The organism is Alteromonas algae (assembly GCF_049117195.1).
Lineage (GTDB): Bacteria > Pseudomonadota > Gammaproteobacteria > Enterobacterales > Alteromonadaceae > Alteromonas.
This window is the reverse complement of the sequence record NZ_CP185260.1, coordinates 458,251-476,872: the sequence shown is the minus strand read 5'-3', so window position 1 is coordinate 476,872 and position 18,622 is coordinate 458,251. Positions and strand designations below refer to the sequence as shown.

Here is an 18,622-nt window from a genome sequence, read left to right as displayed (position 1 = left end):
CACCAATATCATTCACCTAGCGCACCACTTTGAACCAATTAGCCTTAATCGGTGGGTGAATAATCTTTAATAGCGATGATGAACGGGCTGGATATTTTCAGCAGTAACGGAGATAAGAATTGATGGGGTAGCTGTACTATTACTAATGAAGTTAGTTTGTATATGTGATGAAGAATTTGGAGCGGGAAACGAGATTCGGTAATTCGTTGTGAAGCAATGGCCGACACTCGGTCGCGGGCCCACTGGGGTCGCTGTACTATTACTAATGAAGTTAGTTTGTATATGTGATGAAGAATTTGGAGCGGGAAACGAGATTCGAACTCGCGACCCCGACCTTGGCAAGGTCGTGCTCTACCAACTGAGCTATTCCCGCATAGAGTCGATGCTGTCGCATCTTTTGGATACTGACTCACGTTTTATCGTAAGTTAAATTTGGAGCGGGAAACGAGATTTGCCAACTGGCCGACACTCGGTCGTGACCCCTCGGGGTCGCGTTTTCACACTCACTAACTCACGTTTTTACACTAAAGTTAGATTTAAATTTGGAGCGGGAAACGAGATTCGAACTCGCGACCCCGACCTTGGCAAGGTCGTGCTCTACCAACTGAGCTATTCCCGCAACAAAAAGGCACTTCGTTTGAAGTGGTGCGCATTTTACAAAAATTTTGGTGTAACGCAACCTTTAATTGTGTTTTTTTGGCACCTAGGCGCTCATTCGACTAAATCGTAAACACTTTTTCTCTGTAATACCGCATTTCTTCGATAGACTCACGAATATCGTCAAGCGCCAAATGCACACCTTTTTTGTTAAACCCGTCGAGTACTTCTGGTTTCCAGCGTCTTGCAAGCTCTTTTATCGTGCTTACATCAATACTTCGGTAATGGAAGTAATCTTCCAGTTCAGGCATATATTTCACCATAAACCGTCTATCTTGACCTATAGTGTTGCCGCAAAGTGGTGACTTCCCTTTGCCAACCCATTGTTCAAGAAACGCCATGGTTTGCTGTGCCGCGTCGCTTTCATTTATCGAACTGGCTCGACAGCGGTCCGTTAATCCGGTTTCACCATGTACACGAGTGCACCACTCATCCATGTTATCAAGCACCGAATCAGGCTGATGAACTGCAATAACAGGGCCTTCAGCCAAAATATTAAGTTGCGGGTCGGTGACTATCGTTGCAATTTCCATTATCACGCAGGTTTCAGGATCGAGCCCGGTCATTTCCATATCAATCCACACAAGATTATTGTCGTTCTTACTCATATTATTCCTCTTGTCATTGAAGCATGGCAACCATGCTCTACAAACGTTATTATTACCTTAGTATACGTGAACTAGAAAAGAATCGTGGCGAAAAAACCAAAACTTACACACAGACAAAAACGCCAAGTTGCCGCAAATAGAAACAAGCGACTTCAGGGTAAAAATGGCGAACCTGCTAAGAACAAGCTGGATGAAAGCAGCCTTGAGAGTGGAACCGTTATTGGTCGGTTCGGCAAACATGCCGATGTAGAAGATGTCAATGGCGAGGTATCACGCTGTCATATTCGTAGAACCATCGATTCTGTGGTGTGTGGCGACAAGGTGTTTTATAGCAAAGGCGATACGGCTGATGCAGGCAGTGGCATTGGTGTTAGTGGCGTTATTGAAATTGTAAAAGACCGTCACTCGGTATTAACGCGACCAGATTTTTACGACGGTATTAAACCTATCGCCGCAAACATCGACCGTATCATTGTCGTTAGCGCCATTCTGCCTTCGTTGTCGACGAATATAATCGACCGTTATCTTGTTGCTTGCGAAGATATTGGCATTACCCCTTTGATTGTTCTGAACAAAGTTGAGTTACTTAGTGATGATGAAAAAGCCGTTGTTGATGAACAGCTGATAACATACACAAATCTTGGATACGATGTACTCTACACAAGCTGTAAAACGGGTGAAGGCATAAACGCGCTGAATGATTATTTAGATAATAGTATCAGCGTATTTGTCGGGCAGTCAGGCGTAGGAAAGTCCAGCCTTATTAACCAAGTATTACCCGATGCTGATGAATTAACAGGCGAAATTTCGGATAACTCTGGCCTTGGCCAACACACAACCACCGCGGCAAAGCTGCTTCATCTTCCTGCTGGGGGCGATCTTATTGATTCACCTGGTGTGCGAGAGTTTGGTTTGTGGCACATTCCTACCGAACGTATTACGTGGGGCTTTATCGAATTCCGAGACTTTTTAGGCGGCTGTAAATTCCGTGACTGTAAACACCTTAACGACCCCGGATGTTTGCTACGAGAAGCAGTGGAAGACGGCAAGATAAGTGCGGCGCGGTTTGAAAGTTACCATAAAATACTAACAACGATGGAAGACCAACGCCCCAGCCACAGTCAACCTCCTGGTATGGGGTAACGGCGCACCTAATTACGAAAGCAGTTGCCCTTTGCAGCTGCCTTTTTCTTTACACACCTTACTTATATCGAGTTGATTGCACTCATAATGTTTAAGTTACATGCGTGCCACTAAGTTAAGGTAGACTATTACTATTGTATAAACGGAGATGTTTCTGTGCTGGACTGGCTAAAAGTTAACTTACAATACATTACCCCTAAACACCTATTGTCGCGCCTTGTAGGTAAACTTGCCGCGGCTGAAATGGGCAGTGTAACGACGTTTTTTATTAAGGCATTTATTAAGCAATACAATGTCGATATGAGCGAGGCGCTTCACAGTAAGCCTGAACATTATCGCAGCTTTAATGCCTTTTTTACGCGCCCGCTAAAACCTGAAGCGCGCACCATTAACGACGATGACAGTACGCTTATTCATGCGGTTGACGGAACCGTTAGCCAATTTGGAGACATCCATAGCGATAGCATCTTTCAGGCAAAAGGCCATGATTTTAGCCTGACAACCTTGCTGGGCGGAAAGCCAGATATTGCAGCGCCATTTAAAAATGGAAAATTCGCTACCATTTATTTGGCTCCTCGTGACTACCACCGTATTCATATGCCTGTAGAAGGCACGTTAACTGACATGCTTTATATACCGGGCGAGCTGTTTTCGGTAAACCCACTGACCGCGCAAAACATTCCAGGCCTATTTGCACGCAACGAGCGCGTAGTAGCGCTATTTGATACGCCAGTAGGAAGAATGGCGATGGTACTAGTTGGCGCAACCATTGTAGCAAGTATTGAAACAGTGTGGGCCGGAACGGTAACGCCACCTGCGGGTAAAAATGTTCAACATTGGTCGTATGAGCAAGACAGTGAAGCGAGTGTAAAACTAGGCAAAGGCGATGAGTTAGGGCGCTTTAAATTGGGCTCGACCATTGTGGTCTGTTTTGAAAAAGATACGATTGATTTTGACGATTTGGTTTCAGGCCAGGTAACGCGCCTTGGTGATGTTATGGCAAAAAAAGCTGAAAGCGACACGGCTATTAGCTAGTTTATGGACCCAGTAAAACGCAGTCTTATCTCGTTACACCTCACCATCATTTTATTGGGTGGTACGGCGTTGTTTTCTCGACTGGTACCGTTGAGTGCCAGCGATATCACGTTAGTTCGTTCCGTTTTAGCGAGTGTGGCGCTATTTGCTTTTCTAACTATTACTAAAGACAGCCTTAGGCTTAGCAGCAAGAAAGATTACCTTGTTGCATTAGGTCTCGGCACATTGATGGCATTGCACTGGGTGACCTACTTTTCTGCAATGCAGTATGCGAGTGTTTCGGTTGGGATGATTGCGCTGTTTACCTTTCCTGTAATAACGGTACTGATAGAACCATTTTTCGAAAAGGTAAGCCTGGTATGGCAAGACATTGTGTCTGCGATGGCTGTATTAGTGGGTGTGTATTTTATTGTGCCTGAGACATCACTTGATAACGACATTACGCTAGGCGTATTGATAGGCGTTGCATCGGCTGTACTGTATGCGTTTAGAAACCTTATTCATCGTAATCATTTTAAGCACCACAGTGGCGCAAAAGCCATGGCGTGGCAAACATTGGTCATTGCCATACTTCTTGCTCCATTTGGTAGCGCAGAATTAACTACCGCGTCGTCGAACACATGGCTGCTACTGCTACTGTTAGGAACGATATTTACTGCCTTACCTCACGCACTTATTGCAGCAAGCTTGCGTCACTTACGCGCAAAAACGTTTTCGTTAATTGCGTGTATGCAGCCTCTTTACGGTGTGATCTTAGCGGTTATCTTGCTGAATGAAAAACCTACGTGGCAAACGCTCTTGGGCGGCATTCTCATTACGTCGGCGTCTGTCTACGAAACACTAAACACACATAAGCTGCATGCAAACCCTAATCATGAAGAGTAAACACAATGCTTATTTTTGCTCACCGGGGGGCAAGCAAATACGCCCCTGAAAATACGCTACTGGCATTCAAGCTTGCGTTTTCGCAACACGCTGACGGCATCGAATTTGATACCTACCAGCATAACGACGCCATTGTTGTTTTTCACGATCGCAGGTTGACGCGTACCACTGGTGCACACGGTTTTCTCCTTGATACCTCATTCAATACCCTTCGTACGCTTGATGCAGGGCAAGGCGAGCGGATCCCGGTTTTAGAGGAAGCACTTTGCACTATTCCTAAAGGCAAATGGTGCAATATTGAAGTTAAGCACCTTGTTGATGCAAAGACCTGGGTACGTGAAGCAAAACAAGCGGCAACGTTGGCTAATATTGATACCAGAAAGCTATTAATATCGTCGTTTAATCACCATTGGCTGCGTGATATTGCGCAACATTGGCCCGACGTGCAAATAGGTGTGCTAACTGCGTCATATGCATTAGAGTCAACACACTGTGCACAAGCACTACCGGCACACTCTGTTAATGTCGATTTAAACGTTATCAATAAAGCGTTTGTGGATGAAGCACATGAAGACGGGTTAGCGGTTTACGTTTATACGGTTGATTATACTGACGACATGCTGATGCTAAAAGACTGGGGCGTAGACGGCATTTTTACTAATGTACCTGATGTCGCCGTATCGACACTGGCGTAGCCCGCTGCGTTTACTTCCCAGCTTGAGATGATAAATGATGACTAAACACGGTATTTTTGCAACATTTGCATTGTCTGCACAAACGCATGTTTATCCAATGACCGGCAACAATTAACAAGGCGCCAAGGGCTATCGTAAAAGGTTCATACGCCTCGCCAAGTATGTCTTTGTACCAATAAATTGCCCCACCCGTAAACAGCAGCACTAATGGGTAATACTGACCATGGTAGCGTGACGCCCCGTTGAATAAAGCGATACCGCCAATAATCAACGAAATAGATAAAATGACCCTTTCAAACCACACTTGGGCAAAAAAGGTTGACCCGATAAGCGGCAACAATGGGATAAGTACGGGTAACGCCAGACAATGCAGCGCGCACAAGCTTGACACCCAAATGCCAAGTTTGTCTAATTTTGCTGGATTGTCGTCAATTGGATTCATTACCACTGCACCGTTACTATTTCAGAGACGTTATATTATAACATTTGAGTGCAAAATGAAAAAATAATTGCTCAAAAAATTTCCTCGCACACCTGAAAAGTAATGTAAGCAATTAAATTTTTTGTAGTATTAAGACTATTCGTTAGGGGCTGCAATGGCCATATCAGGCAAGTTATCAGGTACTGGCGTTACTTTTTCCATTAAATAATCTGATGCAGAGGTTAAGGTAAACCCTTCATCCTGAAGTAATGGCAGGTGTTGCTGTAAAAAGTTAAGGGTAACTTGGTGAGGATGCGCAATGACAACAACACTGCCTTCTCGTTGGGCGATACGCTTCATGCGCTCAAATTGAGCGGCAATAAAGGGGGTTGTTCTAACATGGTCAAGAAACACATGTCTACTTGCGTTGGGCACACCGACTTGCTGTGCCACTTGTTGGGCGGTGGTATACACACTGGTTCTACTATCGATAAAAAACAGCCCTTGGCGCTTTATTTCTTGCATTAACGCTGTCATTGATGCTTCTTGTCCAGTAAATGCACTGCCCATATGGTTGTTGACACCCACCACATTGGGAATACTTTTAATGGCTTTTCTCAGCGTGTGGGTAATAGCGGCGGGATACATATCAGTTGTCAGGCCAAGCGGGCCCATTGTTTCTCCGCTTTCTGCCTGCATTGGCATATGCAACATGACCGCTCGACCTTGCCGTTCGGCTTTCTCAGCAATCGTTTTGGCCAACGGTGTTTCAGGAAGAATGGAAAACGTTATTTCACTGGGCAGCGATAACGCATTTAAGTCGGTTGGTTTGTAGCCTAAGTCGTCAAGAATAATAACAATATTCGGCTTAGCAACCGATACGTTGCTGACCAATAGGCATAACATTGTTGTACACGCGAAGAGTAGACGCCCTAGCATCTTGTAATTCCATTTTATGGTTATTTTTATTTTAAGCGCATGCGAGCAGGTTTGTGCTCAACGTTTACAGCATACCAAGTAATCTTGGTTATTCAAGGGTATAGCGTTTTTTTAGTCAAGCCACGACGACGGGTTGAGCGCTTTGCCTTTGTGGCGTATTTCAAAATACAAATTGGGATACTCTTGCCCGCCACTTCGCCCGACAAGCGCTAACTGCTCACCCTCTCTGATATCGTCGCCTGCCTGCTTTAGCAGCGCTTGGTTGTGTCCATATACCGTCATGTAGCCTTCACCGTGATCAACAATGGCGACTAAGCCAAAACCTCTTAACCAGTCGGCATACAATACTCGCCCTGGCGCAATGCTGGTTACTGGGTCGCCCTCTGCTCCATCAAAAATAACGCCCTTCCAGCGCACTTGTCCCTGACGACGACTTCCAAATAGCTTGCGCATACGACCGTCGACGGGTGACGTGAGTTTGCCTTTGGACTTGGCCAGCCCATTTAATGTAATTTGCGCATTCTCTGCAGCGCGTAGTGCCGCTAAACGTGCGACCTCAATTGCATCAAGAAGCGCTTTTTCATTTTCAAGTAGCACGGCGATTCGCTGACTTTCTGATGCAATAGTCCTGTTTATCTTTTTCAGCGTATTTTTTCGATCGCTCTGTCGAGTGATTAGCACAGCACGTTGGTTTTCTTGATTTTGCCGTAACGTAACCAGCTCTTCTGCTTTTTTTACTAATGACGCCGTGACAGACTCTAAGCGAGCCACGTTATCTTTAAACTTGGTAATTTCCTGTTGGCGAGCTTTAGCGACATACTGGTAGTAGGTAATAGTGCGTTCAAATGTGCGAGCGTCCTCTTGATAGAACAACATTTTTGCGTAGTCATAATGGCCTGCCATAAAGGCGCTCTTCAATTGGCTTGCCAATAAGCTTTGTTGCTTTCTAATTGCATCCTTTATGGCTTCCTGCTCTTGTTTAAGTGCAGACTCTTCCTTTACCACATTATCTAACTGCTGTTTCGTTTTTGATAGCGCGGCCGCCACGGTTCCAATTTCAAGCTCGGAGCGCCGAAGTACTTCTTCTAGTTCTTTGGCACTGGCCTTGTTATTTTCAAGGACCTGCTGACGCGCGCGAAGCTCAGCCTGTAGCTCAGCAAGTTTTTCTTGCTGCGCTGCTTGCGCTTCTTCTTGCGCACTTAAACCGGCCGAAAACGTCAGCGTAATGAGCATCGCAGCGACTGCAAAAAACGTATGTAACCAACAAACGCGCATAAAAAGTAAGAAATCTCTGTCAAAACATTGGACTGATAGTGAGTGTATCCGAGGCAACCGACAAAACCCAGTCTAATTTAGACGCATAATCAATTGTGTAGGTAGGCGAACACCCTATTTGGTATCAAAATGAACAGAGACTGGTTTCTCACGCGATTTTCTATATACTTTGCTCTCTTTTTTATGGTCTATAGACAAGGTTAGAGAATGGATCAGGTAATCGAATTTGCTACCAACAATATTGTACTTGCAGGTGTATGGGTTGCATTAGTTGCGATGATAATTTTTACCTATATCAGCGCACTGACGTCTCCTGTTAAAGAACTGTCTACTCACGACGCTACATTATTAATGAATAAAAGCGACGCAGTGATACTCGATACACGCCCTCAGAAAGATTTTAAAGCCGGTCATATTTTAGGGGCCCGCCAGATAAAACCAGAAGAGTTGCGCGAGAAAAACTTTAAGAAGCTTGAAAACCAAAAAGACAAACCCATTATTATAGTATGCGCTATGGGCAATCAGGCTCGTGGCACGGCGAGTGCGATGCTAAAAGCAGGTTTCGCAAACGTCAGTGTGTTAAAAGGCGGTATGAACGCTTGGCAAAGTGCCAGCCTTCCCGTGTCTAAATAAAAGGTGAATGTGATGAGTAAAGTAGAGCTTTATACAAAAGGTCACTGCCCTTACTGCCACAGAGCAAAAGCATTACTAAATGAAAAAGGCGTTGCCTTTACAGAATATGCTATTGATGTGCAGCCTGAACTTCGCGATGTAATGATTGAGCGAGCAAATGGTGGATGGACAGTGCCTCAAATTTTCATTGAAGGTCAGCATGTAGGTGGCTGCGATGATATGATGGCATTAGAAGCACAGAAGAAATTAGACCCTATGTTAGGGCTTGCGTAACGCCTTAACCGGCGTGCGCAATATGAAAAATAAAATTATACGACTTTAAATACAGGAATAATCATGGCTGACGACAATCAGACAAATGGCGGCGAAGCAGCAAGCGCCCAAGCACAACAACCACAGTTCAATATTCAACGCATCTACACAAAAGATATTTCGTTCGAATCGCCGAACGCGCCTTCTATCTTTACTAAAGAGTGGAAGCCTGAAATTAAGCTCGATATCGATACCAGTACGAACAAGCTAGACGAGAACGTATTTGAAGTTGTGCTTTCTGTAACTGTTACCGCTAAAATTGGCGAAGAGACGGCGTTTTTATGTGAAGTAGAACAAGCTGGTATTTTCGCGATTGGCGACATGCCAGACCAAAACAAAGCGCATACGCTAGGCTCATTTTGTCCAAACATGTTGTTCCCATACGCACGTGAAGCAATCTCAAACTTGGTAAATCGCGGCACATTCCCTCCGTTGAACCTTTCTCCGGTAAACTTTGATGCTATCTTTGCTGCTTACGTTCAAAAGCGCGCGCAACAAGCACAAGGCGAAGCGCCTAAAATGGACGCGTAATTAACGTGAACATGAAGTCGAATTCGGTTTCAGTATTAGGGGCGGGGTCTTACGGCACCGCCCTTGCTTTTTGTCTTGCGCGAAATGGCAATCCAACCCTTTTATGGGGGCGTGACGAGGCACATATTACAGAGCTTGCTGACACCCGTGAAAATACGCGATATCTGCCCGGCGCGACGTTTCCAGACGCTTTACAGGTAAGCGCTGACCTTGAGAGCGTTGTGGCCGCCAGCCAAGATATTCTTGTTGTGGTGCCAAGCCATGCGTTTGCTAGCATGCTTAATGCGTTGAAGCCTTTATTACAGTCGCATCATCGTATTATATGGGCTACAAAGGGGTTAGAGCCAAAAACCGGCCGACTGCTGCGCGACGTAGCCGAAGATGTTCTAGGGACGCAATACCCTCTGGCTGTGCTGTCAGGCCCAACGTTTGCCAAAGAAATGGTCGCTGGTTTACCCACCGCTATTTCACTCTCCTCTACCGATGACGTATTAAGTGATGAGTTTGCTGCCAAACTTCATTGTGCAAAATCGTTCAGGGTATATAAGAACCCTGACTTTACAGGCGTACAATTGGGCGGAGCAGTGAAAAATGTCATTGCCATAGGCGCAGGGTTAGCAGATGGGCTTGGCTTTGGTGCTAATGCGCGTACCGCACTGATTACACGAGGCTTAGCCGAGCTAACCCGGTTAGGGGTTAAACTAGGCGCTCAACCAGAAACCTTTATGGGTATGGCAGGGTTAGGAGACTTGGTATTAACCTGTACCGACAACCAGTCGCGTAACCGCCGTTTTGGCTTAGCATTGGGACAAGGCAAAACGGTTGATGTGGCTATTGAAGAAATTGGCCAGGTTGTAGAAGGGTATCGAAATACCGAAGAAGTCCATATTCTTTCAAACAAGGTGGGAGTTGAAATGCCTATTTGCGAGCAAATTTATGCTGTGCTTTACCATGGTAAATCACCGAAAGAAGCGGCGCTGACGTTGCTTGGACGAGATTTAACTAGCGAGGCGTAGTCTTTCTACGCCTTACTTTTTCTGCATTCTTACCTTGCGCCTTCATAGCCAAATTGGCGCCAGCTCTCATAAACAAAAACTGACACTGCATTTGATAAATTCATGCTGCGGCTGTCCGGTAGCATGGGTATTCTCACCCGCTGCTCTGGCGGAAGGCTATCTATTACATCGTTAGGCAAGCCTCGTGTCTCCGGCCCAAATAAGAGTGCATCGCCCTTTTGATACGACACATCACTGTGAAACGCTTTGCCCTTAGTTGTGCATGCGAACACGCGAGCAGGTTTTGCATCTTCTAGGTAAGCGTCTAGATTGGCGTGGCGTTTGACGTGCGCAAACTCATGATAATCTAAACCTGCGCGACGTACACGCTTATCGTCCCACTCAAACCCAAGCGGTTCGATAAGGTGTAGGGTAAAGCCACTATTGGCACATAAACGAATAATATTGCCGGTATTCGGTGGAATTTCAGGTTCGTACAATACAATATCTAACATGGTAACCATCTCACTTCTTTGCAGGCGCAAAGGATAGTGCGAAGCGTTATTGCGAGCAAGTAATGTTATTGCACCACAACAATACATCGCTTCTTTACGAAGTTAAAAAATCCAATACTCGCTGTAATGTACTATCTCGGATATCGTCAGCTTCGGTAAACAGTTCATGATAAGCACGTGGGATCACCACCAGCGTGGCGTTCGGCATTTTTTCAGCCACGCGACGCTGACGTTTATTGTCAATAATGGTATCGCCATCTGCACTTAATACCAGCGTATTCGTGGTAATCGCTCCAGCGCTTTGTTCAATATAATGCATGGCCTCATGCGCCGCTTTTAGCCACTCTGTGGTCACTCCGCCAAGCTGTATATCTTGCTCTTCATCGTAGAGTTCCCGGAAAAGAGAGTAGCGCGTTCGACTATGCGTTAGTTTATTCAGCGCGTACGGAAACGCGATGTAAGGCGTCTGCCCAAAGAAATACCCCGACTCCCGCTTTTTCATTCTATTTACCGCAAGCCCGGTTCTGATTAACCCGTTAGCCAACCAGTTAGGCAATGAGGGTTTAATTCCAAGCATCGGTGATGCTAATACGGCTTTCGTGAAAAGTGTGGGCCTTCTGATTAACGTTAACGCGCCGATAGCGCCGCCCATTGAGTGACACACCAATTGGAGTTCGCCTTGCTGTTTAGGCTTAACGATGGTTTCAGTAAAGGTTATTAAGTCATCGACGTAGTCATCAAAATGTTTTACATAACCGTGCTGAGGGTCATGCGTCATGCGCCCTGATAACCCCTGCCCTCGATGGTCAAGTATAAAAACAGCAAAGCCGTTCACATACAAATCGTAGATAAACTCTTTATATTTTAAATACGACTCGATGCGACCAGAACTAATGACAATCGTTGCTTTTGCATTCTCGGGTATACAAAAGGCATAACGTACCGACACGTGCTCCTTACCTGTAAAGCTTCCCTCGGTAACATGCTGCCCCCAAAAAGGGTTAATATGCTCTGCAAATGCCGAAGCCAAATTATTTTCTGATGTAAATATCCAACTCATCGAATTTACCTTTTACACGTGAGTGAAGGGCAATGGCTGAGAAGAGGAACGCTACTTAACGCTTTGGAAAGGATAAAGTAACCCTTAGCCCACCTTCATCACCGGGTACCACAATTATCTTCCCATCATGCAACTCTACCGCAGCTTTTGCAATGGAGAGTCCAAGCCCCACTCCTCCCGACGCTCTTTCTCTCGCTAAACTGGCACGGTAGAAGGGCGAAAACACACGCTCACATTCGTCAACGCTCAACCCTTCACCATCATCTATAATGTGGATTGCCCAATTGTGCTGTGAGTCTTCAAAGCGAACCTCAACACAGGCGTTGCTATGTCGTATGGCGTTACGAAGTACGTTCTCTACTGCACGACATAGCATCATGGCATCCACATTTACCGATATATCAGGCGTATCGCCAATATTAAGTTGCTTATTATTGTTCGCAGCCTCAAATGACGCGTCGGTAAGCACCTCGTGTAAAACCGTCGGTAATGAAATGATACTAAAAGATACATCTCCCGCTTCTGCGCGACTCAATGTCAGAAGCTGGGCGATTAACGTTTCCATCCGCTCAGCCTCGCGTTCTATGCGCGTTAGCGTAACGGGGTCTATATTCTGTTGGTGTGCTAACCCCAATGCCATTTGCAAACGTGTCAGCGGCGAGCGCAGCTCGTGCGACACATCAGCCAAAAGCCGCTTTTGCGCCCCCCACATTTGCTCGAGTTGCTCAGCCATTCGATTAAAGTCGCGTGCGAGTTGTCCCAACTCATCATGGCGCGCTTGAGCATGAGGTACACGGGTAGACCAATCGCCGTTCGCGAGGTGTTTCGCCGACTTTTGAATACGTAAGATAGGGCTGATAAGCGATCTGGCAAACAGCCAACTTAATAAGCTAGTGGTGATGAGGGCTATGCCCAGAAGTAATGCAATGGGGGGGACAGTATCGCTTGGCTCTTCAAAACGCATCATAAAAAGTGCGTAGCGTTTGTTATTTCTTTCGAAAGACAGAGGGCCTGTCGTTTTTATCGCGCCGCGCTTAATAGATATGGGCGACGTTTGTGATAAAAGGCGTTCCAAATCCTTTCTGTCACTTTTACGAATCCGCGGCCCGCCGCTAACGATAACGCGTTTAGAGTCTAGCTCAATGGCTAATAGCCTCCCTTTCCCTCCTCTAGACCCTCGTCTCAGTATCGTCTCTAACGGTAACGGTGCATTGCGCTCGCTGAGGATTCGGCCCAGTGTGTTGTTCAATACTGTGCGTTCTTTAGGGTCTATCGCTTCAATTTGCAATTCGTGGAAAAATAAACGGCTACCCCAAAATGCCAGAAGCGCGGTAACGATAAATGTTGCCCAAAACCATAAAAACAGGCGTCCCATTATTCCGCGAGTGGGGTTTATACGCGCCCACATTATGACTCTCCCGTTAACAACATGTAGCCCACACCGCGAATGGTACGTATTTTTTCCTCAGCCGTTATTGCACCAAGTTTCTTTCTTAGGTTGCTAACATGCATATCAATACTTCGATCAAATGCTTCCAATGGCTTACCTAACACCTTTAAACTTATTTCTTCTTTGGTCACTCTTGAAGATGCCTTGAGCATGAGTAAGCGCAAAATCGAAAATTCGGTTGTGGTAAGCGGGAGATCCATATCGAATACTTTTGCTTGCTGGCTACTTGTACTCAAATAAATATCGTTAACATGCAAATCCTGCTCGTTGGTTGTTCCAGACGCTGACAGATTATGACGCCTTACGATAGCTTTGATGCGAGCAACTAGCTCTCGGTGATTGAAAGGCTTAGGTAGGTAGTCATCGGCCCCCATTTCAAGGCCTAAAATTTTGTCATAATCATCGCCGCGCGCGGTGAGCATAAGTACCGGCGTAGCATGGCTAGCGCGTAGCTTTTTAAGTACGTCGAACCCATCCATTTTAGGCATCATTACATCAAGCAGAATTAGGTCATAATGTCTTCCTGATACGGCCTCTGAAAGCCCTGCCTCACCGTCATTTTTTACAGCTATCTTGTACCCCATACCGTCGAGGTAAGTAGATAACATCTCTGTCAGCTCGGTATCGTCATCGATAATAAGAATAGATTGTAGGGCAAATTCAGGTTGCATAGCAGGTGCTTCTTTAGATGCATAGTTCATTGTTCATGACCTTTTGTATTATTACCTTATCTATTCAATAAGCAATGATAACCCTCGAAAGAAGGTACGTTTACGCGATTTCTTTGCATCTACTATATCTATTAGTGGCGCCCGATTCATACCGCTGGCATACCTTTACACAAGCTTTACAGTGCATTGACGGTATTTCAGACTAAAAGTATTACTCTGAATAGGTGTAAACCCTACCGGCAATATTGATATGCATGGTTAGGTGAATATCACGATATCGTCAAAACTTAAGGAGACGACTATGAAGAAATTACTTATTGCTAGCGCATTGCTTTCTACCGTTGCGCTTGGACCTTTGGTTTATGCTAAACAAAGCGATACCTCAGTACGTCATCATCACATTGAAAATGTAGTAAGGGACCTTCGCGGCCTTTCGCTAACGCCTGAGCAGCGTAAAGACGTTAAAACGTTGGTACGCACCTTTAAACAGGTAAATGAAAAACCAGTGCGCGAGCGAATGACAACTCTTGAGCTGGCGACGGCGACTGATGAATCGTTACATCTTTTTGTGGAAAGTAACCTAGACGCCCGCAATGATCATAGCTTTGCCCTTGCAGAATTGCGCCACAATATCTATTCGCTACTTACTGCTGAGCAACAAGATGAACTTGCCTCAAGAGAAATAAACGTTGAGAGAAAACGTGACAAAATGCAGGCCCGTGACAATGCAGATAAACACGGTGAGAAAAAAGGGCAACGATTCGCGAAACGCCGACAGGCATTTAAAGGTATTGACTTGTCAGATGAACAACGTTCAGAACTTAACACGTTGAAAGCATCGTTTAAGCAGGATAGGTCCGCGCAAAGAGACGCAATGAAAGCCGTTAAATATGCACAAAAGCAACTTATCAGAAACGATGCATTTTCAAAGGACGCATGGGAAGCATTGACGCTTCAATATCAGGATACGCTATTACGCGCAGGCATAAACAAAGCGAAACATCAGCGATCAATGCTGATGATCCTTACCGAGGAGCAACGCGCAGCGCTTGATGAACGCCATGCAGAGCGACGTGCGTTAAGAGAATTGATGTAAAACTGACACTATTACCACTGTGTCTTTGAACGCTAAAAGGCTAGCAATGCGCTAGCCTTTTCTATTTACATGACTGTGTTAAAAACTGGGTTTAATGGGCTTGTAGTCTTCGGACAAAAATAACGGTGAAGTTACTACTAAGTCAGCAGTAGCAGGCGTGCACGCAACGGGTATATTCCACACCGAGCAAAGACGAAGTAAGGCTTTTACATCTGGGTCGTGTGGCGCTGCGTTCAGTGGGTCCCAGAAGAAGAATAACGCATCGAGTTTACTTTCAGCGATTAACGCCCCTATTTGCTGATCCCCGCCCAGCGGGCCGCTTTTATAACACGTAACAGGTAGTCCAGTATTATCATGCACCAGCCCTCCTGTGGTTCCCGTTGCCACTAAATTGCATTGCCTTAGTGTATCGATATGTTGATTCGCCCATGTGAGCAACTCAGGTTTTTTATGATCGTGCGCGACCAGTGCAACGGTTAACTTTCTCATTATTAATATTTCCATCTCGTCGATGTTTAGCGCGAGTTTACGGTGATTCACTCAATGTTATAAATATTCAGTGTTCGTCTTTGCTTTGTCAACATAATGTCATTATTCACTGGCAAAGTTATGACATAAGGTTGTGATACTTTGAAAGCAAAAATAAACTGATATAAATATACAATTTATTTGCATAAATATTCTATATGAGTAAACTAGGACTCGGTTTAGTATTAACCGGATGACGGTTAAGTAATAGCAGGATTAAATAATGACGTTTGCAACGCTCGTTTTAGATCACGAGTTTTACAATGTAATACCATTTACCTCTCCCCTGGATGGCTGCAGGCAGTGTAGTTCTCGACGACGTTGAACTATGCTTTTTATGTAGCGCACTTTTTACCTTTGTGATGTGGTAGCGGTTGGCTGAAAATTAAGCCCAATCAGTTTACAAAGGTAAAAAGTGTTTTTTTCTCTTTTTCGAATAGTAAAATTATGTATAACGTATCGATTATTGGTGCCAGTGGATACACAGGCGCACAGCTTGTTCAATTGGTTGAACAACACCCACATCTCTCACTTTTGGGTACTTATGTATCTGAAAACAGCGCCGATGCTGGCAAAAACCTTGCAGACTTGCATGGTGGACTTGCGCATTTATCAGCAGTACTCACCCCTATTTCAAATGATGCCTTGCTCGACATGGCAAGCGGGGTCGATTTTATCTTTTTGGCTACGCCACATGAGGCGAGTCATGATTGGATGCCAATACTTACGTCTGGGTCGGCAAAAGTGCTCGATTTATCAGGTGCGTTTAGGCTGCAGAATACTGCTATTTTTGAGCAGTTTTATGGTTTTGCCCATACCCAGCAAGCTTGCTTGAAAGAGGCTATTTATGGCCTTGCAGAGTGGTACGAGTCTGATATTGAAGCGGCAAACCTCGTTGCAGTACCCGGGTGTTATCCCACGGCAAGCTTAAGCGCATTAAAGCCTCTTATGCAGCGTAATTTATTAGATAACAAGGTTCGCCCTGTTATCAACGCAGTGTCTGGTGTATCAGGTGCCGGAAGAAAGGCCAGTTTAACAACCAGCTTTTTTGAAGTCAGTTTGCAAGCATATGGTGTGCTTGGGCATCGTCATACGCCTGAGATTGAAGCCTATTTAGGTACACCGGTTATTTTCACGCCTCATCTGGGTAACTTTAAACGTGGCATTCTTGCCACCGTCACCGTTAAAGTGACGTCGGGCACGACAAGCGCCGACCTTGATGCCGCATTTAGTAACGCCTATGCAAACAAGCCTATCGTGCGTTTACGTAAAAGCTTTCCAAAAATAGACGATGTAGCTTACACCCCGTTTGTCGACCTACACTGGAAGCTCGACGAAGAATCGGGATATGCGGTAATCACCTCTGCCATTGACAATGTTATGAAAGGGGCGGCCTCGCAAGCTATTCAATGCCTAAACATTATGACCAAACAGCCTATTGAAACAGGATTACTGCCATGAGTCGCGCGCCTATAGTAATAAAAGTTGGCGGGGCGTTGCTTGATGATGCCGCGGCAATGACCAACTTATTTTTAAGTATTAAGCGGGTTATCACCACCCGCCCGGTAGTGGTTGTGCACGGCGGTGGACCTCTGGTAGAGACGTTAATGGCAAGCTTAGGGCTTCAAAGCACGAAGATTGACGGGCTTCGCGTTACACCTGATGAGCATATGCCCTATATTTGCGGGGCGCTCGCCGGCTCTGCTAATAAGCAACTGTGCGCAGCGGCAATTGCCTCAGGCCTAACGCCGGTTGGGTTATCTTTGCTTGATGGAAACATGGTTGAGTGTAAGCCACTAGCTGACCAATATGGTGCGGTTGGCGTCCCAAGCACTGCCGACGCGTCATTTTTAAAACAGGTTTTAGCACAAAATAATCTCCCCATTATTAGTTCAATAGGGTCAAGTTCACACGGCAGGCTATTGAATGTTAATGCTGATCAAGCCGCGACCGTTATTGCTGAGTTAATCGATGCAGAGCTACTTCTACTTTCAAATGTGGACGGCGTGCTTGACGATAATAAACAACTTATCGATGAATTGGACGCCACTAGCATAGAGCACTTGGCACAACGTGGCGTGATTACTGACGGGATGAAAATAAAGGTAGAGGCTGCGCTGCAATCTGCGCAAACGTTACACCGCTCCGTTTATATTGCTAGCTGGACAGCAGACATAAGCGACATCTTAACGAAAAATACAGGTACACAAATATTACCTACAATCGCAATACCCGCATGTGGTGAAGCAGGAGAAACAAAATGAAACAGGACTTACTTACGTTTGCAGACTGGACACCCGCTGCAATGGAACAATTACTTCAGCTCGCCGTCGAGATAAAACAATCGCCAGCGAGTTATAGCAATGTATTGGCCGGTAAGTCTGTTGTTGCACTTTTTGAAAAACCGTCGCTACGAACGCGTGTAAGTTTCGATATTGGCATTAATAAACTTGGCGGGCATATGGTCTACCTCGATGTGCAATCTGGCAAACTGGCGGGCCGTGAGGATGCGGTTGATACCGCTGCTAACCTTGCATGTTGGGCAGATGCTATCGTTGCTCGCGTATTTTCACACAGCACGTTAGAAACCTTCTCAACGTCTGCTAATGTGCCCGTTATTAATGCACTTTGTGATAAATATCACCCTTGCCAGGGTCTTGCTGACTACCTAACTGTATACGAGCGCTTCGGCAAAACAAAAGGCCTAACCATGGCCTATGTAGGCGATGGCAATAATGTCACCCACTCATTGCTTATTGTTGGCGCCTTGCTTGGCTGTAATCAGGTAGTCATTACGCCACAAGGCCATGAAGCCGACCCGTCTGTGGTTGCGCATGCGAAAAAATTGGCTGAACAAACCGGTGCAACCATTGTAGAAAGTACTGAACTCAGCGCCGCAAAAGGGGCTGATGTCATCTACACTGATACGTGGTTATCAATGGGCGACGATACGCCACTTGAAAAAATTAAAGAAACGTTTATGCCTTATCAGGTAAACGAAGCCTTAATGGAGTCGTCGGGCGCACACTTTGTTATGCATTGCCAACCCGCCCATCGAGACTTAGAAATTACTGGCTCGCTGATTGATAGCGACACATCGTTATTAATGCAGCAAGCCGAAAATAGAATGCATGGCCAAAACGCCATATTAACCCAATTACTTAGTGCCTAAG

The 18,622-nt window shown here is 45.5% G+C and carries 21 protein-coding genes and 2 tRNA genes; 12 read left to right on the top strand and 11 right to left on the bottom strand.

Translation table 11 applies throughout. From position 1 onward, the window contains the following. Positions 1-297: 297 nt before the first annotated feature. The 3 genes from ACOJRU_RS02090 to orn form a co-directional block, all read right to left on the bottom strand. Positions 298-373 (bottom strand) — tRNA-Gly (locus tag ACOJRU_RS02090). A 170-nt stretch (positions 374-543) separates the two neighbouring features. After that, positions 544-619 (bottom strand) — tRNA-Gly (locus ACOJRU_RS02085). Between the two features lie 100 nt (positions 620-719). Beyond that, positions 720-1,265: an oligoribonuclease gene (gene orn / locus ACOJRU_RS02080; protein ID WP_421133415.1), complete on the bottom strand. Its 546-nt coding sequence runs from the start codon at positions 1,263-1,265 to the stop codon at positions 720-722. An 84-nt stretch (positions 1,266-1,349) separates the two neighbouring features. Between orn and rsgA the strand changes: the two genes are divergently transcribed. The 4 genes from rsgA to ACOJRU_RS02060 all read left to right on the top strand — a co-directional run bounded on the left by rsgA (position 1,350) and on the right by ACOJRU_RS02060 (position 5,023). Then, entirely contained in the window at positions 1,350-2,408 is a 1,059-nt protein-coding gene (gene rsgA / locus ACOJRU_RS02075; RefSeq protein WP_421133414.1) for a small ribosomal subunit biogenesis GTPase RsgA, read from the top strand. A gap of 156 nt (positions 2,409-2,564) precedes the next feature. Next, positions 2,565-3,443 (top strand): archaetidylserine decarboxylase, encoded by an 879-nt coding sequence (asd, locus tag ACOJRU_RS02070; RefSeq protein WP_421133413.1) that lies wholly within the window; start codon positions 2,565-2,567, stop codon positions 3,441-3,443. A 3-nt stretch (positions 3,444-3,446) separates the two neighbouring features. Beyond that, the gene (locus tag ACOJRU_RS02065) at positions 3,447-4,328 is read left to right on the top strand and encodes a DMT family transporter (protein WP_421133412.1); all 882 of its coding nucleotides are present in this window, start codon (positions 3,447-3,449) and stop codon (positions 4,326-4,328) included. Between the two features lie 5 nt (positions 4,329-4,333). Next, complete coding sequence (locus tag ACOJRU_RS02060) at positions 4,334-5,023, top strand: glycerophosphodiester phosphodiesterase (RefSeq protein ID WP_421133411.1); 690 nt, start codon at positions 4,334-4,336, stop codon at positions 5,021-5,023. Between the two features lie 10 nt (positions 5,024-5,033). On the opposite strand, the gene ACOJRU_RS02055 is transcribed toward ACOJRU_RS02060, so the two are convergent. The 3 genes from ACOJRU_RS02055 to ACOJRU_RS02045 all read right to left on the bottom strand — a co-directional run bounded on the left by ACOJRU_RS02055 (position 5,034) and on the right by ACOJRU_RS02045 (position 7,616). Beyond that, positions 5,034-5,465, bottom strand: coding sequence for a MerC domain-containing protein (locus tag ACOJRU_RS02055; RefSeq protein WP_421133410.1), 432 nt, complete (start codon positions 5,463-5,465; stop codon positions 5,034-5,036). Positions 5,466-5,600: 135 nt separating this feature from the next. Continuing rightward, positions 5,601-6,383, bottom strand: a complete 783-nt coding sequence (locus ACOJRU_RS02050) for a divergent polysaccharide deacetylase family protein (RefSeq protein ID WP_421133409.1) — start codon at positions 6,381-6,383, stop codon at positions 5,601-5,603. A 111-nt stretch (positions 6,384-6,494) separates the two neighbouring features. Next, entirely contained in the window at positions 6,495-7,616 is a 1,122-nt protein-coding gene (locus ACOJRU_RS02045; RefSeq protein ID WP_421133408.1) for a murein hydrolase activator EnvC family protein, read from the bottom strand. Positions 7,617-7,865: 249 nt separating this feature from the next. Here ACOJRU_RS02045 and ACOJRU_RS02040 point away from each other — a divergent pair, with 249 nt between their 5' ends. The 4 genes from ACOJRU_RS02040 to gpsA all read left to right on the top strand — a co-directional run bounded on the left by ACOJRU_RS02040 (position 7,866) and on the right by gpsA (position 10,150). Further along, positions 7,866-8,291 carry a rhodanese-like domain-containing protein gene (locus tag ACOJRU_RS02040; RefSeq protein WP_421133407.1) on the top strand — a complete coding sequence of 142 codons (426 nt, stop codon included), beginning with the start codon at positions 7,866-7,868 and terminating at the stop codon, positions 8,289-8,291. A gap of 12 nt (positions 8,292-8,303) precedes the next feature. Then, positions 8,304-8,564 (top strand): glutaredoxin 3, encoded by a 261-nt coding sequence (gene grxC, locus ACOJRU_RS02035; RefSeq protein WP_421133406.1) that lies wholly within the window; start codon positions 8,304-8,306, stop codon positions 8,562-8,564. Between the two features lie 63 nt (positions 8,565-8,627). Further along, positions 8,628-9,134, top strand: coding sequence for a protein-export chaperone SecB (gene secB / locus ACOJRU_RS02030; protein WP_421133405.1), 507 nt, complete (start codon positions 8,628-8,630; stop codon positions 9,132-9,134). Positions 9,135-9,145: 11 nt separating this feature from the next. Then, positions 9,146-10,150 carry an NAD(P)H-dependent glycerol-3-phosphate dehydrogenase gene (gpsA, locus tag ACOJRU_RS02025; RefSeq protein ID WP_421133404.1) on the top strand — a complete coding sequence of 335 codons (1,005 nt, stop codon included), beginning with the start codon at positions 9,146-9,148 and terminating at the stop codon, positions 10,148-10,150. Between the two features lie 29 nt (positions 10,151-10,179). Here the strand turns inward: gpsA and trmL are convergent, their stop codons facing one another. The 4 genes from trmL to ACOJRU_RS02005 form a co-directional block, all read right to left on the bottom strand. Beyond that, entirely contained in the window at positions 10,180-10,644 is a 465-nt protein-coding gene (gene trmL / locus ACOJRU_RS02020; RefSeq protein WP_421134691.1) for a tRNA (uridine(34)/cytosine(34)/5-carboxymethylaminomethyluridine(34)-2'-O)-methyltransferase TrmL, read from the bottom strand. Between the two features lie 94 nt (positions 10,645-10,738). Continuing rightward, positions 10,739-11,704, bottom strand: coding sequence for an alpha/beta fold hydrolase (locus ACOJRU_RS02015; protein WP_421133403.1), 966 nt, complete (start codon positions 11,702-11,704; stop codon positions 10,739-10,741). 55 nt (positions 11,705-11,759) lie between these two features. Continuing rightward, positions 11,760-13,112, bottom strand: coding sequence for an ATP-binding protein (locus ACOJRU_RS02010; protein WP_421133402.1), 1,353 nt, complete (start codon positions 13,110-13,112; stop codon positions 11,760-11,762). Next, complete coding sequence (locus ACOJRU_RS02005; protein WP_421133401.1) at positions 13,112-13,855, bottom strand: response regulator; 744 nt, start codon at positions 13,853-13,855, stop codon at positions 13,112-13,114. The genes ACOJRU_RS02010 and ACOJRU_RS02005 overlap by 1 nt, the downstream gene beginning before the upstream one ends. 271 nt (positions 13,856-14,126) lie before the next feature. Here ACOJRU_RS02005 and ACOJRU_RS02000 point away from each other — a divergent pair, with 271 nt between their 5' ends. Then, positions 14,127-14,921, top strand: a complete 795-nt coding sequence (locus ACOJRU_RS02000; RefSeq protein WP_421133400.1) for a Spy/CpxP family protein refolding chaperone — start codon at positions 14,127-14,129, stop codon at positions 14,919-14,921. A 78-nt stretch (positions 14,922-14,999) separates the two neighbouring features. Here the strand turns inward: ACOJRU_RS02000 and ACOJRU_RS01995 are convergent, their stop codons facing one another. Next, the gene (locus ACOJRU_RS01995; RefSeq protein WP_421133399.1) at positions 15,000-15,410 is read right to left on the bottom strand and encodes a methylglyoxal synthase; all 411 of its coding nucleotides are present in this window, start codon (positions 15,408-15,410) and stop codon (positions 15,000-15,002) included. Between the two features lie 486 nt (positions 15,411-15,896). Between ACOJRU_RS01995 and argC the strand changes: the two genes are divergently transcribed. From argC to ACOJRU_RS01980, 3 genes are read left to right on the top strand one after another with little or no spacing between them, the layout of a single operon-like run. Further along, positions 15,897-16,910, top strand: coding sequence for an N-acetyl-gamma-glutamyl-phosphate reductase (gene argC, locus ACOJRU_RS01990; protein ID WP_421133398.1), 1,014 nt, complete (start codon positions 15,897-15,899; stop codon positions 16,908-16,910). Next, the gene (gene argB / locus ACOJRU_RS01985; protein ID WP_421133397.1) at positions 16,907-17,713 is read left to right on the top strand and encodes an acetylglutamate kinase; all 807 of its coding nucleotides are present in this window, start codon (positions 16,907-16,909) and stop codon (positions 17,711-17,713) included. The genes argC and argB overlap by 4 nt, the downstream gene beginning before the upstream one ends. Further along, entirely contained in the window at positions 17,710-18,621 is a 912-nt protein-coding gene (locus ACOJRU_RS01980; protein WP_421133396.1) for an ornithine carbamoyltransferase, read from the top strand. The genes argB and ACOJRU_RS01980 overlap by 4 nt, the downstream gene beginning before the upstream one ends. Position 18,622 lies beyond the last annotated feature (1 nt).

Excerpts from the sequence above, each read along its gene's own strand:
- orn (WP_421133415.1), bottom strand. The coding sequence starts at position 1,265 with ATGAGTAAGAACGACAATAATCTTGTGTGGATTGATATGGAAATGACC.
- ACOJRU_RS02065 (WP_421133412.1), top strand. The coding sequence starts at position 3,447 with ATGGACCCAGTAAAACGCAGTCTTATCTCGTTACACCTCACCATCATT.
- ACOJRU_RS02060 (WP_421133411.1), top strand. The coding sequence starts at position 4,334 with ATGCTTATTTTTGCTCACCGGGGGGCAAGCAAATACGCCCCTGAAAAT.
- ACOJRU_RS02055 (WP_421133410.1), bottom strand. The coding sequence starts at position 5,465 with ATGAATCCAATTGACGACAATCCAGCAAAATTAGACAAACTTGGCATT.
- ACOJRU_RS02050 (WP_421133409.1), bottom strand. The coding sequence starts at position 6,383 with ATGCTAGGGCGTCTACTCTTCGCGTGTACAACAATGTTATGCCTATTG.
- ACOJRU_RS02045 (WP_421133408.1), bottom strand. The coding sequence starts at position 7,616 with ATGCTCATTACGCTGACGTTTTCGGCCGGTTTAAGTGCGCAAGAAGAA.
- ACOJRU_RS02040 (WP_421133407.1), top strand. The coding sequence starts at position 7,866 with ATGGATCAGGTAATCGAATTTGCTACCAACAATATTGTACTTGCAGGT.
- grxC (WP_421133406.1), top strand. The coding sequence starts at position 8,304 with ATGAGTAAAGTAGAGCTTTATACAAAAGGTCACTGCCCTTACTGCCAC.
- secB (WP_421133405.1), top strand. The coding sequence starts at position 8,628 with ATGGCTGACGACAATCAGACAAATGGCGGCGAAGCAGCAAGCGCCCAA.
- gpsA (WP_421133404.1), top strand. The coding sequence starts at position 9,146 with ATGAAGTCGAATTCGGTTTCAGTATTAGGGGCGGGGTCTTACGGCACC.
- trmL (WP_421134691.1), bottom strand. The coding sequence starts at position 10,644 with ATGTTAGATATTGTATTGTACGAACCTGAAATTCCACCGAATACCGGC.
- ACOJRU_RS02015 (WP_421133403.1), bottom strand. The coding sequence starts at position 11,704 with ATGAGTTGGATATTTACATCAGAAAATAATTTGGCTTCGGCATTTGCA.
- ACOJRU_RS02010 (WP_421133402.1), bottom strand. The coding sequence starts at position 13,112 with ATGTGGGCGCGTATAAACCCCACTCGCGGAATAATGGGACGCCTGTTT.
- ACOJRU_RS02005 (WP_421133401.1), bottom strand. The coding sequence starts at position 13,855 with ATGAACTATGCATCTAAAGAAGCACCTGCTATGCAACCTGAATTTGCC.
- ACOJRU_RS02000 (WP_421133400.1), top strand. The coding sequence starts at position 14,127 with ATGAAGAAATTACTTATTGCTAGCGCATTGCTTTCTACCGTTGCGCTT.
- ACOJRU_RS01995 (WP_421133399.1), bottom strand. The coding sequence starts at position 15,410 with ATGAGAAAGTTAACCGTTGCACTGGTCGCGCACGATCATAAAAAACCT.
- argC (WP_421133398.1), top strand. The coding sequence starts at position 15,897 with ATGTATAACGTATCGATTATTGGTGCCAGTGGATACACAGGCGCACAG.
- argB (WP_421133397.1), top strand. The coding sequence starts at position 16,907 with ATGAGTCGCGCGCCTATAGTAATAAAAGTTGGCGGGGCGTTGCTTGAT.
- ACOJRU_RS01980 (WP_421133396.1), top strand. The coding sequence starts at position 17,710 with ATGAAACAGGACTTACTTACGTTTGCAGACTGGACACCCGCTGCAATG.